Source organism: Dokdonella sp. (assembly GCF_044227025.1).
Taxonomy (GTDB): domain Bacteria; phylum Pseudomonadota; class Gammaproteobacteria; order Xanthomonadales; family Rhodanobacteraceae; genus Dokdonella_A.
In genome coordinates this window covers 403306-417540 of record NZ_JBGAFX010000002.1, presented here as the reverse complement: position 1 = coordinate 417540, position 14235 = coordinate 403306, and the positions used below count along the sequence as shown (strand labels likewise).

The following is a 14235-nucleotide window of genomic DNA, read 5'->3' as shown; positions in this document are numbered from 1 at the left end:
GCGCGCGAATCATGATGCTGTGGACGTTCGCCCGGCTGCATGCGGGAATCGGTGTTTCCGCTTGGCCACGGCGTGACACTCGGCGCGTCGTTGCCGGTCTTCGATATCATGAAGGCGGGAACGGAGTAGCAAGCACATGCTGAATGCGCGCGGGCAGACGATGCGGTTCCCGGATCGGGTACGACTGCCGTTCGCGTTCGACGTGCCGGCAATGGCGGCGGACCTGATGGCACTGCAGGGTGCCGATTGGGTCGAGCACTACGTCAAGCAGAACTACTCCGGCGACTGGAGCGTCATTCCGTTGCGCGCGCCGGCGGGCGAGACGCATCCGATCCGCATGATCTATTCCGATCCTTCCGCAACGGAATGGGTCGATACGCCATGGCTCGATCGCTCGCCCTGCCTGCGGCGCGTGATCGAAGCCTTCCATTGTCCGGTGACGACAGTGCGGCTGATGCGCCTCGCGCCGGGATCGTGCATCCACGAGCACAACGACCACGACCTCATGGCCGAGATGGGCGTCGCACGCATCCATGTGCCGATCACGACCAATCCCGGCGTCGCCTTCGTGCTCAACGGCACGCCGGTGGCGATGGCGCCGGGCGAGGCGTGGTACCTGCGCCTCGCCGATCCGCATGCCGTGCGCAACGACGGGACGAGCGATCGGGTGCATCTGGTGCTGGATGTGCACGTGGATGCGTGGCTGGAAAAGATGCTCGGGGGTTAGGCCACCGCTGCATGCGGGTGCCCGCCACGGTGAACCGTCGATGGCCCCTTGCGCGACCGCTTCGCGTGGTTTCCACGAACCCGATGGAGTCTCCGATGCGTGCGCATGGCTGGTGGATCGTGATCTTGCTGACCTGCATGGGTCCCCTGGCGGCGAGCGGCCGCGAGCCGGCGCCGCTCGGCCCCGCGCTCGACAGCATCAGGCATTTCAGCGGACCGACCTTGACCGGCGCCGCATTGCGCCGCTGTGTCGTGCTCGATGCCGAGGCGCGCGATTTGGCGAGGACCCTGAAGCAGGAAACACAGAACCTCGACGTCGCCGAACAGATCTTCAAGCGGCTCGGCGAAGACCTCGACCGCGACGAGGTCACGCTCGATCACACCGATGGCGGCGCAATCGACCGCTACAACGAACGCGTCAACCGGCACGCGGCGCTCGTCGAGGACTACAACGCGCGTCTGCCCGCGCACACGGTGCTGGTCGAGAAGCACAACGCGGTCATCGACGAATTCAACCGGCAATGCAGCGGCCGCGCGTACGTCAAGCAGGAATGGATCGACGCAAGCGCGAAGTCCGCGCAGTAGCCGTTGCGCCGCTGGAACCGCCGCGATTCCGGCTGGCGGCCCGCGCCTGCTGCGGTTCGCATTGCCGGGCAGCGCGCGGTATTCGACGGCGCGCCATGCCGACGCGCGCCCGCAAGCGCCACCCTCAGCCGCGCCGTGCCGCTTCGATCGCGGCGATGTCGATCTTCGTCATCGTCATCATGGCGTCGAAGGCGCGCTTGGCGGCCTCGCGGTCAGGGTCGGTGATCGCGTCCGTCAGGGCGCGTGGGGTGATCTGCCACGACAGGCCCCATTTGTCCTTGCACCAGCCGCAGGCGCTTGCCTGGCCGCCGTTGTCGATGATCGCGTTCCACAGGCGGTCGGTTTCTTCCTGGTCGTCGGTGGCTACCTGGAACGAGAACGCTTCGTCGTGCTTGAACGCAGGCCCGCCGTTCAGCCCCAGGCACGGGATGCCCATGACGGTGAATTCGACCGTCAGCACGTCGCCTTGCTTGCCATCGGGAAAGTCGCCCGGTGTCGCATGGACCGCGCGCACGGCGCTGTCCGGGAACGTCCTGGCGTAAAACGTCGCGGCATCGAGGGCAGTGCCGTCGTACCAGAGGCAGACCGTGTTCTTGCTGACCATGCGGATTCTCCTGATTCAGGGATGGGGGATTTGCTGCATCCATCGTTGCGACGAACGACGAACGCATGGATCGACACGGGGACGTGCACGAGTGGACCATCCGATTCGTCGCCAAGCGGCCCTTCCTGGTGTGACACCGCGTTTCATACTCGGCGACGTCGCGTGCCATCGGGTCGCGACGACTAACGGGAAACGACATGATGGGATCGATCCGCGGACCCTGTACGCCATGATGCAACGGATTGCGTGGCATTTCCTCGCGGCCTTGGCAGCGGGCTTGCCGATGGTGTCGGCGAGCGCGCAATCGGGTGCCGATCCCGCGCCACCCGCACGGCAGAGCCTGGACGATGCGTGGTGGACGGGCCCGGTCGTCGCCAATTCGCCGGCGCCGCTGCCGCTGGGCCATTTCTATGTCGAGAGCTATTTGTTCGACGTCCGATCCGATGGCGGCGACGGATTCGGTTCGCAGACCTATTTGCTGTACGGCCTGACCGATCGATGGACGGTCGGCCTGCGGCCCTCGTTCGGCTACACGCGACCTGTGGGCGGCAGCCCCAGTGCGCATGTCGGCGTCGGCGACCTCGCGCTGCATGCACACTACGCGCTGACCACGCTGGACCCCGGCAGCGGCACGCCGGCGATCGCGCTGGCGATCGAGGAGTCGTTGCCGATCGGTCGTCATGATCGGCTCGATCGTGCAAGCAACGGGTTCGGCAACGGCGCGTACGTGACGACACTGGCCGTCTATGCACAGCAGGTGTTCTGGTTGCCCAACGGGCGCATCCTGCGCGGTCGCATCAACATCGGCGGCTCGTTGTCCAGCCGAGCTCCCGTGCACGACCTCAGTGTCTACGGCACGTCCGCGGGTTTCGACGGCACCGCGCGACCGGGTGCCAGCGTTTCCTTCGACAATGCGTGGGAATACAGCATCACCCGCAACTGGGTGCTCGCGGCGGACTTCTACTATCGCCACGACGCGCCGACGTCGGTACGTGACGCGAGCGGAACGCGCCGCACAGGTACGTTCGACACCTTCGCCCTCGTTCCCGCGGTCGAATACAACTGGTCGCCGCGGATCGGCGTGATCGCCGGTGCGCGCTACATTCCCGCGCGTGGACACAACGCCCGCTCGCTCACTCCGATCGTGGCCTTGAGCGTTTTCCTGTGAGGCGTGCCGTGACAGGGCCGCTGCGCCGATTCACGCAGCGGCGTGGACCCATTCGACGTCTGGATTGCGGACATTGGCCGCCTTGGGATCTCCGGCGAGCCTAGCATGCGCTCGTGATGCGCGAGCGCGGTCAACCCCGGGCCACACCTCCTGCTCTGAAAGAATGCCATCAGGTTTTCGCGATACGCTGGCTTGTGGCGTCGGCTTCCGTCGGCGCAAGTCGTGACATCTAAATGGCATCCCTCCTGAACGACAACACCCAAACATCCGCGTACAGCAAGGTCCCGGCCGTCACGTTGATGTTCTGGCTGGTCAAGATAGCGGCGACGACGCTGGGCGAGACCGGCGGCGACGCGCTGTCGATGTCGCTTGGTCTTGGCTACCTGGCGAGCACGGCGATCTTCGCGGTGATCTTCGCGGTCGCGGTCGCGGCGCAGATCCGCGCGAAGCAGTTTCACCCGTGGCTGTACTGGCTCACGATCATCGCGACGACGACGGTCGGCACCACGCTCGCCGATTTTGCCGATCGCTCGCTCGGGATCGGTTACGCGGGTGGCAGTGCGTTGCTGCTGGTCCTGTTGCTGCTTTCGCTCGGAATCTGGCACCGGACGCTCGGTACGGTCGCGATCGACTCGGTGTCGACGCCGAGGGCGGAAGCGTTCTACTGGGTCACGATCATGTTTTCTCAGACGCTCGGCACTGCGCTGGGTGATTGGACCGCCGACACGCAAGGCATGGGTTACCTCGGCGCGATGGTGCTGTTCGGCGGCTTGCTTGCGTTGGTCGCGGTGGCGTACTACCGCACGCGCATCTCGCATACCTTGCTGTTCTGGGCGGCCTTCATCCTGACCCGTCCGTTGGGCGCGGTCGTCGGTGATTTCCTCGACAAGCCGCTGGCGAACGGCGGCCTCGCGCTGAGCCGGTTCACGGCCTCGGCGGTGCTGCTTGCATTCATCGTCATCTGCATCGCCGTCGTGCGGCAGCAGCCGGCGTCGAAGGCCCACTGAGCAGGAGGTTTTAAACCTTCCGCCGTGCTCCCGCATCTGCTCGATTCATCGAGAATCCGGGAGTGATGCATGAAGACGTGGGTTGCGTCCGCCGCGCTGGCGGCCTTGACGATAGGCGGGCCGGCGCAGGCGGGAGTTGACCTGTCGGCGCTGGACAAGCACATGAGCGGACCGCGCTCACAGGTGCTGGTGCTTGGCAGCGTGCACTTGTCGCAGATGAAGGAAACAGTCAAGCCGGAATCGCTCGAGCCATTGTTGGCACGCCTCGCCGCGTTCAAGCCGGACATCATCACGATCGAGAACCTCTCCGGCGAAGGCTGTGACCTGCTCGCGCGTCACCCGGCGATCTACCCTCCACAGGACGTGTCGCCCTATTGCCGCGATACGGCTGCCGCAAAAGCTGCAACCGGACTGGATGTTCCGGCGGCCATCGCCGCGGCGGCGAAGCTGCTGGCGGATTGGCCAGGGCAACCGTCGGCGGCGCAGCGGCGACATCTTGCGGCACTGTTCCTTGCCGCCAATGATGCATCATCCGCGGTCGTGCAATGGCTGCAACTGCCGCAGGCCGAGCAGCGTACCGGCGACGGACTCGACGACGCGCTGGTCGCGGAACTGCGCAAGCGTGCGACGGGCAGCAATGAGAGCGACCAGGTCGCGGCGCGTCTGGCGGCGCGGCTCGGTTTGCAGCGTGTGTATCCGATCGACGACCACACCGGCGACAGCATCGTGATTGCAGACGAGAACGCGTACGGCGAGGCGATCCAGGCAGCGTGGAGCAGCGGGCGCGCGAAGGCCGCACCGATGCGCGAGCATGTGGAAGCGCTGAAGAAGGGCGGTGACATGCTCGCCCTGTATCGCTACATCAATCAGCCGGATGTGATGCAACTGGCGATCGAAAGCGATTTCGGGGCGGCGTTGCGCGATCCCTCGCCGCAACACTACGGTCGGCATTACGTCGCCGGCTGGGAAACCCGCAACCTGCGCATGGTCTCCAACATCCGCGCAGCATTCCGCCAACGCCCCGGTGCGCGCGTGCTGGTGGTCGTCGGCAGCTCGCACAAGCCGTGGTTCGACAGCCTGCTCGGCCAGATGCAGGGGGTGGAGATCGTGGATGTGCAGAAGGCTTTGCGGGAGAAATAGACCTGCTGCAACGCCGGCCGCGATGAGGCGAGGTCGCTGACGCGCTGTCTCGGCGCGTCAGTGACACTTGCGACGAACTGCATCCATGGCAGGCTCACCCGAGGCCGTCTACGCGTCGGGCGGGGGTATCCTGCGCGCAACATCTGGAGTACGCATGATCACTCGTGCCTTGGTGCTGGGGATATGGCTGGCAACGCTGTCGTGTGCCGCATCGGCCGCTGGCGCATCGTCGAAGGACGTCTTCGAGCGCCTGAAGACGCTTTCCGGCGATTGGCACAGCACGACGAGCGGCGGCGCGACGACGGTGAACTACCGCACCATCGCCAACGGGTCGAGCGTGGTCGAAACCTGGACGATGTCGCCGACGCGGCAATCGATGACGGTATACACGATGGATGGCGAACGCCTGCTCGCCACCCACTACTGCCCGCAGGGCAACGCGCCGCGGCTGCAACTGGTGGCGACCGACGCAGGCGGCGCGCATCGCTTCGCGTTCCTCGATGGCGCCAATCTGCAGAATCCCTCCGGCTCGCACGAGCACGCGTTCTGGCTGCGCTTCGATGCTTCCGGCACGCTCACGCGCAGCGAGACCTACATCCGCAACGACGCGAGCTACGATCCGGCCCGCGACACGGGCGGCGAAGAATCCTTTGCCCGATCGAAGTAGGTTGCCACCGGAGGGAGTCCGACGCGCTTGCGCCGGCCGGTGCGATCACGTCAACAGGCTGGGCCACGCGGGCGAGTCATTGCCCGGCATGCGGAAGGCGAGCGTTGCATCCAATTCGGCAGCGCCGCACGGCTCGGGCAGGGCATCGATCTGCGCGAGGTCGGGGTCGACCTGGTCGTAGTCGCCGAACGGCAGCGAGCCGTCGGCCATTCGCCAGCCAAGCACCCGCCAGCCCGGCTCGACATCGCAGACGAACCGATCCGGCGTCTGGTGATAGCCGAGCACGTTGCGCACGTCGCGTTCCGCGTCGACCAGCACCAGTTCGACCTGCGTGTTCCAGCAAGGGTCGCGGTCGCGCGCCTTGCCATGCAAGGCATAGCAACGCTCGGTGCGCCGTGAACCGGGAACCGCGAGCGGGACGCTGCAGGGAAAAAATCCGGGGATTCGATCGATGCTCATGGCGTGCTCCAGCGCTTGGGGAGGCGCAGGATCGTCTCGTCGTGTCTCACGGATGGCGACGTCAATCGCGGCGATGAGGTTGGGCGCCTGTCAATGTCCGAGTTTCGTGCGGTTCGACGTTTCTCGCTGCGACCAGGAGACCGATCGATGCCCTTTACCATTCGCCCCCTCGCGCTGCGCGCATGCCTCGCATTGTCGGCGTTCGCGCCGCTCGCATCCGCACAGAACGTGTTCGTCGGCCCCGCCAGCGATCCCGGCTGCGACTACCACACGATCCAGGACGCGATCGATGCGTGGGCGACCTCCGCAAGCCCGGAATTCGTCACGGTCTACATCTCGAATGCGCAGACCTACGACGCGGTGGCGCTGACGATTCCGACACCCGCGGCGAGTGCCGGCATCGGGCTGAGCGGGAATTTCCCCACCTGTGCCATTGGGCCGGCTAGCGGGACCGCCGTGTTGCATGGGAGCGGCAATGGCGGCTTGCCGGTCGTCGACATCGACGGCTCGATCGCAGGCGATGCGCGACGATTCCAGGTCACGCTCGGGTCGCAACTCGAGATCACCGGCGGCAACCGGGTCGGCAATGGTGGTGGCGTGCGCGTGCGCGGCAATGCGGTGCTGACGCTGTACGAAACCGACATACACGACAACACCGCCACGAACGGCGGCGGCGTCGCCGTCGAGGCGACCGCGTCCGGCGTTCCGAACCTGATCATGGTCGGCAACCAGGCCGCCGCGACCGTGCAGAACAACCATGCTTCGCAGGACGGCGGCGGCATGTACTGCGTCGACGCGACGCTGTACTGCGATCGGTATTGCCTCGTCGCCGGCAACACGGCGGGTGGAAACGGTGGAGGCGTCGCGCAGCAGGCATGCGGGACGTCGATCTATCCGTCGAACAGCTCCGGCCCGACGGACCCGAATGTCGGTCTGCGCCTGAATGCGGCGACCGGCCATGGCGGCGGCGCATGGGTGTCCGGCGGCTACTTCAGCCTCGGTGGCAACGCGCCGCTGCGGCTCGCGCCGGTTGTCGGAAACAGCGCAGGTGGCAGCGGCGGTGGCCTGTACTTCACCGGCCTCGGCAGTGCGTCGAACATGCAACGCGCCGTGCAGTTCGACGGCAACCAGGCGGGCGTCGATGGCGGCGCGCTGTATGCGGACTCGGGCTTCCTGCAACTGGATTCGTCGCTGACGGGCGGCTGTGGTGGCGACATGGAACGTTGCGCGCGCTTCCGCGCCAACCATGCCGGTGCCGTGGGCGGCGCGGTGGCCCTGTCGGGCAACGCCCATGCGCTGATGTGGAACGTGATGTTCGCGAACAACGATGCGCTGCACGCGAGCGTGATGCAGATCGGCGCCAGCGGTGCGGGGGCGACGTTGACCAATGCACACATCGCCGGCAACCACGGCGCTGCGGAACTGCTGCGTTCGTCCGGCGGCAATTTCGATCTGCGCTACGTCACGATTGCAGACAACGGCAGCGATGACAGCGCGCTGATCCGCTTCGACGCGCCTGGCGGTTTCGCGGCGAGCAACTCGTTGCTGTACGACGACAATGGCGCCGGAACCGGTCTCGTCGTGGCGACGCCGAACGGCACGACATATGGCGTCGACTGCGTGCTCGTGCATGAAGACAGCGCACTGGCCGGGCAGGCGAACGTCACCCACGTCATCGTCGCCGATCCGCAGTGGGATACCAGTGGCCTGTATCCGGCGGGCTTGCACGTGCCCGGCCCGGATTCACCGGCGGTCGATGCCTGCGGTGCCGGCACGGGCACGATTCCCGACCTGCTCGGCGTGGCGCGCCCGCAGGACCTGCCCAAGCCCGATGGCCTCGGTCCGTACGACATGGGTGCGATCGAGCGGCTGCCGGACCGGATCTTTGCCAACGGTTTCGAGCAACCCTGAGGAAAGCGGGTTCGAGCGTTCGGATCAGGGCATCACGATGACGGCCTTGCCGCGCGCGTGGCCGGCCTCGACATGGCGCACGGCATCGGCGGCTTCGTGCAGGGCGTATCGTCGTTCGATAACGGGCACGATTTTTCCTTCAGCGAGCATTCCCTGCAGCACATGCAGATCGCCGAGGCCCAGCTTCGCACCGACGAAGCGCAGCTTGCGCCGACCTGCCAGCGAAAGCAGCGGCGCGAGCAGCAGCCCTTGCAGGATCTGCGAGCCGCCGCCACCCGCCATGACGTAGATGCCCGCCTCGCGCAGCGCACGGCGGTAGTCGAAGATCGAGCGATGTGCATTGGCGCCGACGACGAGGTCATAGCGCTGTCCGTCCTGCAGGAAATCCTCGCGCGTATAGTCGATCACGCGATCGGCGCCCATCGCGTGCGCCGCATCGACGTTCGCTGGACTGCACACGGCGGTGACGTTCGCGCCGAGCGCCTTGGCGATCTGCAGCGTGAAGGTTCCGACGCCGCCCGATGCGCCATCAATCAGGATTCGCTGCCCGGCCTTGATGCGTCCGCTGTCGCGCAGCGCCTGCAACGCGGTGGTACCTGCGACCGGCACCGCGGCCGCCGATTCGAACGACACATGTGCCGGCTTCGGCACGAGGCGGTCGACCTTGGCGCAGGCGTATTCGGCGAACGCACCGATGCAGGCGCCGAACACCGCGTCACCTGGCGCGAAGCGGGTGACTCCGGTGCCGACTGAAACCACTTCTCCGGCGACATCGCGTCCGACGCCGGCATGTGCGGGTCTGCGCATGCCGCCCGCGATGAAGCGCGCAATCAGCGGTTTGCCTCGCATCAGGCGCCAGTCGAGCGCGTTGACGGAAGCCGCGCGAACGCGCAGCAGCACCTCGTTGTCCGCCGGAACGGGTGTAGCGACCTCGGCGAGCCGGAGCACATCCGGACCACCATATCGGGTGCAGACGATCGCCTTCATGCCCGCCTCCCGCATCGGGATTCGTTGCGGCAAGGGTCGCACACGCGCTGGGCGGTGACGCGTGCCACAAGGCAGGGAAGGCGCAGCACCATCTCACGTCGGAGTCGACGTCGCGCAGCACACAACGGCTCAGGTGAGCCATGCCTCGAGTCCGCGCAGCGCCGCCGCCTGCGGGTAGTCCTCGGCGCCACCCGGCGCATGCCGCCGGCCGGAGTACGCGACGACCAGCTCGCCGAATGGATCGTCCACCGAATCGGTTTCCTCGATGACGAGTTCGAGATCTTCAAGTGCTTCTTCGGCATTCGAGACTTCGAGCGGCATGCGCAACAGCAACGTCCAGGCGATCAGGGTTGCATCGGCATCCTGTGTGCGCGCGTTGGCCGCTGCCGCATCCAGGTTGCCCGAACGGGCGGTGTAGTGCGCGCGAGCGGCTGCCTCATCCGGGAAAACAGCGATCGACTCACCTTGCGCCTGCAGGTCGCCGGTGGCGACGTTCTCGAAGCTGGAAATGACGACGTAGCTCACGTACCGTTCCGGTTGTCTGGAGAGACGGGCATCGCCATCGTCGCATGCCGCGGTATGCGGGAGAAGCATCAGCCGGCTTCGCGCAGGAACGGACGGCATGCGCGCGGGATCGCCGCGGATCCTGCTATTCCTCGATGGCAATACCGGAGCCGCCGAGCTCGACCGGAAAGTCGCGCAGTTTGGGCAGTCCATCCTTGATGGGCAGCACGGTCTCTGCGTAATGCACGTGCACGCCGGGGCTGAAGGGGACATCCGGGATCGTCGCCGCGTAGACATCGGTGAGGCCGAAGGTCGGATGCTCGGTCATGACATGGCCGCCGCAGCGCGTGCAGAACGCACGGTTGCTGGTTGGCGTCTTCATGAAGTGGCCAAGGAATTCGCTGCCGCCGGTGACCTTGACGTTTTCCGGTTTCCACAACGTGAATGCATTCACCGGGCCGGCGGACCAGGAGCGGCACGAGGCGCAATGGCAGTAGCCCATCGCTTCGGGCGAGCCGTTGACTTCGATGCGCACGGCGCCGCAGAAGCACGTGCCCGTATGTTTGTCGGTCATGGTGATTTCCTCGTGCAGTGGTGTTACCTCAAGAACGCCATTCGACGCACGATTTGGACAAGCGCGACGACGCCCGGTCGGGCATTACCTTGGCGCGAAGCGATCTGCCATGGCATCGGTCGCGCGCACGAGCGCGTCGACGATGGCCGGGTCGGCCGCGCTGTGGCCCGCGAGCACGATGTCGAGCGCGGCTTCCGGCCACGCCTTCGCGAGATCGACGGCGCTGCGCGGCGGACAGATGATGTCGTAGCGGCCCTGCACGATCGTGGCAGGTATGTGGCGGATGCGCTCCACGTCGCGCAGCAACTGGTCCGGTTCGAGGAAACAGGCGTGGCGGAAGTAGTGGGCTTCGGTGCGCGCATGCACGAGCGCGCTGTCCGGCCCTTCGGAGCCGGCAGCGTGCGGGTCGTGGAGCAGGGTGGTGCTGCCGCCTTCCCAATCGTCCCACGCGAGCGCGGCCGCGACGCGGACCGATTCGTCTTTGCTTTCGAGTCGTCGCCAGTAGGCTTCGACCAAGTCGGCGTGTTCGTCTGCGGGAATATGCGTGAGGTAGCGCGACCAGCGCTCCGGGAAGATCCAGCGTGCGCCACCGTCGAGTTCGCTGAACCAGCGTACTTCGCACGGCCGGCCGAGGAAGATTCCGCGCAGCACGAGGCCGAGCGCACGCGTCGGATGGGCCTGCGCGTACGCGAGCGCGAGCGTGGAACCCCACGAGCCACCGAACACGAGCCAGCGCTCGATGCCGAGGCGCGCGCGGATCGTCTCGATATCGTGCACGAGATGCGCGGTCGTGTTGTCGCGCAGCTCGCCGCGCGGCGTCGATTTGCCCGCGCCGCGCTGGTCGAACAGCACGATGCGGTAGCGCGCCGGATCGAAAAAGCGCCGATGGTAGGGAGAAACTCCGGCGCCCGGGCCGCCATGCAGGAACACGACGGGCAGGCCGTCCGGATTGCCGCATTCCTCGACGTGCAGTTCGTGCAGTGCGTCGACGGCGACGCGCTGGGTGCGATCCGGCTCGATTTCGGGATAAAGCTCGCGCATGGAACGGCTCCGCGGAAATGCACGCGAGCATAGCGGTGATGCGGCTCGAACGGGCAGTGCGTGCGGGCTTGGCCGCTCGCTATGCGTCGCGACCGGTCGAGTCGCGCTTGGCCCCTGCGGCGGCCGTCATGGTGGTCGAACGGACCGCGCGCGCGAGCTGTCGTTCGGCCCAGCGCTTCAGTACGCGCGCACGTCGCGCACCGGTTTGCGGGTCGCGCACGACCTCCTCGACGCGGGAGAGCAGGGCATCCACGCTCTCGCGCGATGGCACGTGTTCTTCCTCGCCGCCGGACCAGACGTCGATCCAGCGATCGCTGCGCGCACCCAAGCGCAGCACGGCCCGCAGGTATCGCGGTGGCTGCCGTTTCAACAGGAGCAGGTCTACCAGCGTCGCGGCGAGCGAGAGCGGGCTCAACACGAGGTCACGCAGCGCATCGAGCACCAGCTTGATATGCAGGGTCCCCACCGCACGCAGCAGCGATGCCGCGCCATTCGTCGATCCGGTATTCATTGCGCAAGCGTAGACCATTCCGCCGCTCGTCGGCATTTCGCGCCGGAAGATCTGCCCGCGCGCAGGCGCGTGACCGGCGTCACGCTTCCTTGGGGGTCGCCACATGCTGGCCCGGCGGCAATGCCGTATCGTGAGCGGATTCGGGTTCCGAAGGTTGCGATTCATGACCACGGTTCTGAAACTGCACGACGACTGGCGCCACATCGCGACGATCGAGCTGATCGACGCTTCGATGGAGCTGGAGCAGGTTCTCGCCAGCGGGCAATCGCGTTGCCGCATATCGCCGAACTCGCACGCGCCGAGCGGTCGCTCGTGGTTCGACGTGCGGATCGACTTCAGTCCGGGTGGGCGGGAGGCGGCACACGCCGCGTTCACGGCGCTCAGCGCGATGCAGAAGGCGGCTGACCGCGGCATGCTGCATGGGTATCGCATCGTCAACGGCCGCCACTGGCTCGAACTCGCCGGCGTTCTCGGTTGCGAGGACGGCGTCGCCGGGTGATGGCCGCGCGCGGCCCATGAGTACCGCGGGTTGGCGCGTTACCGGTGCATTCCGTCGCAACGGACTTGTCTGGGCGCGTGCATTCACGAAGCATCGTCCTGCTCGCCACCCGGCGCAGCCCGTGTCGTGGCACACGCGCGGTCCCTTGTGAGGAATGACGAAGATGGGCAAGACGACGATGGCGATCGCGCTGGCCATGGTCTGCGCGACCGCAGCCGCAGCCGATGCGCCGAAGGCAACGGAGCCGAAGGCGGGCATGACCGCAGCGGAATGCGAGGTTTGGAACCGCGAGGCCGGTTTTTCACGCAGCGTGCAAGCGCACGACGCGGCGGCCTTCGCCGGCTACGTGCACGAAGGCGCGGTGTTTGCCGCCGGCACGGCAGCACCGCAACGTGGCCGGGCCGCCGTGGTCGAACGATGGAAAGAGATCATCGAGGGCAAGACCTTCGCCCTGCATTGGCATCCCGGCTTTGTCTCGATCGGCGGTGATCCGGCCATCGCCCTTTCATCCGGGCCGGCATGGCTCGAGGACTTCGATCCGAAGGCGAAGCAGCGCTGGTCGACCAGCCGCTATACCTCGACCTGGGTCAAGGATCACGATGGGCAGTGGCGCGTCCTGTTCGATGGCGCCGGTGCAGCGTGGAAGCCCGCGACGGCGGAGGAAATCGCGAAGCTGGCGGCTGCGCAACCCGCGACGTGCCCTCAATCGCCTTGAGGAACCTCCGTCGGATCCGGCCGGGCCGCACGGTTTGAGCCGCGCAAGCCCGGTCCCACGGAATCGGCCGGATTTGCTATGCAGCGGAGCTTGCTCCGCGGCTCGTGCGCAGCGGATCGCGCGAAGCGCGCCACGGGCCTATAGTGGCGGCACCGTCGAAGCATTGGGGTGCTGCCATGGGGACGTTTGTGCGAGGAAGTATTGCGGCGCTGCTGGTCGCGGCCGCATCGCCGGCATGCGCCGGCAGCGACCTCGTCTTCGCGAACGGATTCGAGCCACATCTCGGTTTCGAGGTGGCCACTCCGAACATCGTGGTTCCGGCGCAGAGCTCCGCGACGTATTGCTACTACTTCCTGGCGCCCAACACGTCGACCATGGGCATCAAGCGCTGGGCATCGAGCATGTCGCCGGGCATGCATCACCTCATCCTGTTCGCGACCTACGACACGGGCTGGAACCCGTCCGAGCGCCAACCGCCGGGCACACTCACGTCGATTCCCTGCGGTTTCAGCGAGGGCGGCGGCAATGCCGCGTGGGTCTACGCGGCGCATGATCCGGCAGGGGAACTGCTGCTGCCGACCGACGACGGAAGCGGCACGCCGCTGGCGGTCGAAGTCATGCCGTCGCAGCCGATGTTCGTGCAGATGTATGTGCGCAACAATGGCAGCACTGCGCTCACCACGTCGGCCGTGATGACTGCCGATGCGCTGGCTCCTGCGGTCACCTACACGAAGTCGGCAACGTATCTCGCCGCCAATCTGACCTTGTCGATCCCGTCGCCGACCGGCGGATTTCCTGCGCAGCAAACCTGCGCGACCCCGACGGGCGCGAAGTTCTGGTGGCTGTCGACGCGCACGCACCACTTCGCTACCGAGTCGAGGATCGAGGATGCAACCTCGCCCCTGGTCGTGTCGACCAATTGGCAACATCCTGCAATTGCGACCTTCAATCCGCCCGCGTTCTACGCGTTTTCAGGCAGCGGAATGACTTATCGATGCACGTACGACAACGTGACCGGCGCGCCCGTCCACGCCGGCGAGGACGAGGAATCGCAGGAAGCCTGCATCGGCGTCGGCTACTTCTTCCCGGCGGCGCGACCGATGCTGTGCATCAACAACCTCGGGCCGCTCTGAAACA

At 66.4% G+C, this 14235-nt stretch carries 17 protein-coding genes; 10 read left to right on the top strand and 7 right to left on the bottom strand.

The window, feature by feature from the left end:
- The first annotated feature begins 136 nt into the window (after positions 1–136).
- Together ACILRJ_RS06155 and ACILRJ_RS06150 are read left to right on the top strand one after the other, a co-directional pair.
- Complete coding sequence (locus tag ACILRJ_RS06155) at positions 137–727, top strand: aspartyl/asparaginyl beta-hydroxylase domain-containing protein (protein ID WP_395681428.1); 591 nt, start codon at positions 137–139, stop codon at positions 725–727.
- A 95-nt stretch (positions 728–822) separates the two neighbouring features.
- A complete protein-coding gene (locus ACILRJ_RS06150; protein ID WP_395681426.1) occupies positions 823–1311 on the top strand; it encodes a hypothetical protein in 489 nt (162 codons plus the stop codon).
- A 124-nt stretch (positions 1312–1435) separates the two neighbouring features.
- On the opposite strand, the gene ACILRJ_RS06145 is transcribed toward ACILRJ_RS06150, so the two are convergent.
- The gene (locus tag ACILRJ_RS06145; RefSeq protein ID WP_395681424.1) at positions 1436–1915 is read right to left on the bottom strand and encodes a VOC family protein; all 480 of its coding nucleotides are present in this window, start codon (positions 1913–1915) and stop codon (positions 1436–1438) included.
- A gap of 229 nt (positions 1916–2144) precedes the next feature.
- On the opposite strand from ACILRJ_RS06145, the gene ACILRJ_RS06140 reads away from it, so the two are divergent.
- From ACILRJ_RS06140 to ACILRJ_RS06125, 4 genes are all read left to right on the top strand, one after another.
- Positions 2145–3083 (top strand): transporter, encoded by a 939-nt coding sequence (locus tag ACILRJ_RS06140; RefSeq protein ID WP_395681422.1) that lies wholly within the window; start codon positions 2145–2147, stop codon positions 3081–3083.
- 233 nt (positions 3084–3316) lie between these two features.
- Entirely contained in the window at positions 3317–4090 is a 774-nt protein-coding gene (locus tag ACILRJ_RS06135; protein WP_395681420.1) for a hypothetical protein, read from the top strand.
- A 69-nt stretch (positions 4091–4159) separates the two neighbouring features.
- On the top strand, positions 4160–5230 hold the full coding sequence (locus ACILRJ_RS06130) for a DUF5694 domain-containing protein (protein WP_395681418.1): 1071 nt from the start codon (positions 4160–4162) through the stop codon (positions 5228–5230).
- A gap of 154 nt (positions 5231–5384) precedes the next feature.
- Complete coding sequence (locus ACILRJ_RS06125; RefSeq protein WP_395681416.1) at positions 5385–5897, top strand: hypothetical protein; 513 nt, start codon at positions 5385–5387, stop codon at positions 5895–5897.
- A gap of 45 nt (positions 5898–5942) precedes the next feature.
- On the opposite strand, the gene ACILRJ_RS06120 is transcribed toward ACILRJ_RS06125, so the two are convergent.
- Entirely contained in the window at positions 5943–6356 is a 414-nt protein-coding gene (locus ACILRJ_RS06120) for a hypothetical protein (protein WP_395681414.1), read from the bottom strand.
- Positions 6357–6503: 147 nt separating this feature from the next.
- Between ACILRJ_RS06120 and ACILRJ_RS06115 the strand changes: the two genes are divergently transcribed.
- Positions 6504–8267, top strand: coding sequence for a hypothetical protein (locus ACILRJ_RS06115; protein ID WP_395681412.1), 1764 nt, complete (start codon positions 6504–6506; stop codon positions 8265–8267).
- A gap of 24 nt (positions 8268–8291) precedes the next feature.
- Here ACILRJ_RS06115 and ACILRJ_RS06110 read toward each other — a convergent pair whose 3' ends face one another.
- The 5 genes from ACILRJ_RS06110 to ACILRJ_RS06090 form a co-directional block, all read right to left on the bottom strand.
- Positions 8292–9254 carry an NAD(P)-dependent alcohol dehydrogenase gene (locus ACILRJ_RS06110; protein WP_395681410.1) on the bottom strand — a complete coding sequence of 321 codons (963 nt, stop codon included), beginning with the start codon at positions 9252–9254 and terminating at the stop codon, positions 8292–8294.
- Positions 9255–9383: 129 nt separating this feature from the next.
- On the bottom strand, positions 9384–9779 hold the full coding sequence (locus tag ACILRJ_RS06105) for a hypothetical protein (RefSeq protein ID WP_395681408.1): 396 nt from the start codon (positions 9777–9779) through the stop codon (positions 9384–9386).
- 124 nt (positions 9780–9903) lie between these two features.
- Positions 9904–10332, bottom strand: a complete 429-nt coding sequence (locus ACILRJ_RS06100) for a GFA family protein (RefSeq protein ID WP_395681406.1) — start codon at positions 10330–10332, stop codon at positions 9904–9906.
- A gap of 84 nt (positions 10333–10416) precedes the next feature.
- Complete coding sequence (gene pip / locus ACILRJ_RS06095) at positions 10417–11373, bottom strand: prolyl aminopeptidase (protein WP_395681404.1); 957 nt, start codon at positions 11371–11373, stop codon at positions 10417–10419.
- Positions 11374–11452: 79 nt separating this feature from the next.
- Positions 11453–11884: a hypothetical protein gene (locus ACILRJ_RS06090; RefSeq protein ID WP_395681402.1), complete on the bottom strand. Its 432-nt coding sequence runs from the start codon at positions 11882–11884 to the stop codon at positions 11453–11455.
- Between the two features lie 163 nt (positions 11885–12047).
- Here ACILRJ_RS06090 and ACILRJ_RS06085 point away from each other — a divergent pair, with 163 nt between their 5' ends.
- The 3 genes from ACILRJ_RS06085 to ACILRJ_RS06075 all read left to right on the top strand — a co-directional run bounded on the left by ACILRJ_RS06085 (position 12048) and on the right by ACILRJ_RS06075 (position 14231).
- Positions 12048–12383: a hypothetical protein gene (locus ACILRJ_RS06085; protein WP_395681400.1), complete on the top strand. Its 336-nt coding sequence runs from the start codon at positions 12048–12050 to the stop codon at positions 12381–12383.
- A 163-nt stretch (positions 12384–12546) separates the two neighbouring features.
- On the top strand, positions 12547–13098 hold the full coding sequence (locus ACILRJ_RS06080; protein ID WP_395681398.1) for a YybH family protein: 552 nt from the start codon (positions 12547–12549) through the stop codon (positions 13096–13098).
- A gap of 176 nt (positions 13099–13274) precedes the next feature.
- A complete protein-coding gene (locus ACILRJ_RS06075; RefSeq protein ID WP_395681396.1) occupies positions 13275–14231 on the top strand; it encodes a hypothetical protein in 957 nt (318 codons plus the stop codon).
- Positions 14232–14235 lie beyond the last annotated feature (4 nt).

What these genes read in the sequence shown, in the direction of transcription:
- ACILRJ_RS06155 (WP_395681428.1), top strand. Translation starts at nt 137, where the DNA reads ATGCTGAATGCGCGCGGGCAGACGATGCGGTTCCCGGATCGGGTACGA.
- ACILRJ_RS06150 (WP_395681426.1), top strand. Translation starts at nt 823, where the DNA reads ATGCGTGCGCATGGCTGGTGGATCGTGATCTTGCTGACCTGCATGGGT.
- ACILRJ_RS06145 (WP_395681424.1), bottom strand. Translation starts at nt 1,915, where the DNA reads ATGGTCAGCAAGAACACGGTCTGCCTCTGGTACGACGGCACTGCCCTC.
- ACILRJ_RS06140 (WP_395681422.1), top strand. Translation starts at nt 2,145, where the DNA reads ATGATGCAACGGATTGCGTGGCATTTCCTCGCGGCCTTGGCAGCGGGC.
- ACILRJ_RS06135 (WP_395681420.1), top strand. Translation starts at nt 3,317, where the DNA reads ATGGCATCCCTCCTGAACGACAACACCCAAACATCCGCGTACAGCAAG.
- ACILRJ_RS06130 (WP_395681418.1), top strand. Translation starts at nt 4,160, where the DNA reads ATGAAGACGTGGGTTGCGTCCGCCGCGCTGGCGGCCTTGACGATAGGC.
- ACILRJ_RS06125 (WP_395681416.1), top strand. Translation starts at nt 5,385, where the DNA reads ATGATCACTCGTGCCTTGGTGCTGGGGATATGGCTGGCAACGCTGTCG.
- ACILRJ_RS06120 (WP_395681414.1), bottom strand. Translation starts at nt 6,356, where the DNA reads ATGAGCATCGATCGAATCCCCGGATTTTTTCCCTGCAGCGTCCCGCTC.
- ACILRJ_RS06115 (WP_395681412.1), top strand. Translation starts at nt 6,504, where the DNA reads ATGCCCTTTACCATTCGCCCCCTCGCGCTGCGCGCATGCCTCGCATTG.
- ACILRJ_RS06110 (WP_395681410.1), bottom strand. Translation starts at nt 9,254, where the DNA reads ATGAAGGCGATCGTCTGCACCCGATATGGTGGTCCGGATGTGCTCCGG.
- ACILRJ_RS06100 (WP_395681406.1), bottom strand. Translation starts at nt 10,332, where the DNA reads ATGACCGACAAACATACGGGCACGTGCTTCTGCGGCGCCGTGCGCATC.
- pip (WP_395681404.1), bottom strand. Translation starts at nt 11,373, where the DNA reads ATGCGCGAGCTTTATCCCGAAATCGAGCCGGATCGCACCCAGCGCGTC.
- ACILRJ_RS06090 (WP_395681402.1), bottom strand. Translation starts at nt 11,884, where the DNA reads ATGAATACCGGATCGACGAATGGCGCGGCATCGCTGCTGCGTGCGGTG.
- ACILRJ_RS06085 (WP_395681400.1), top strand. Translation starts at nt 12,048, where the DNA reads ATGACCACGGTTCTGAAACTGCACGACGACTGGCGCCACATCGCGACG.
- ACILRJ_RS06080 (WP_395681398.1), top strand. Translation starts at nt 12,547, where the DNA reads ATGGGCAAGACGACGATGGCGATCGCGCTGGCCATGGTCTGCGCGACC.
- ACILRJ_RS06075 (WP_395681396.1), top strand. Translation starts at nt 13,275, where the DNA reads ATGGGGACGTTTGTGCGAGGAAGTATTGCGGCGCTGCTGGTCGCGGCC.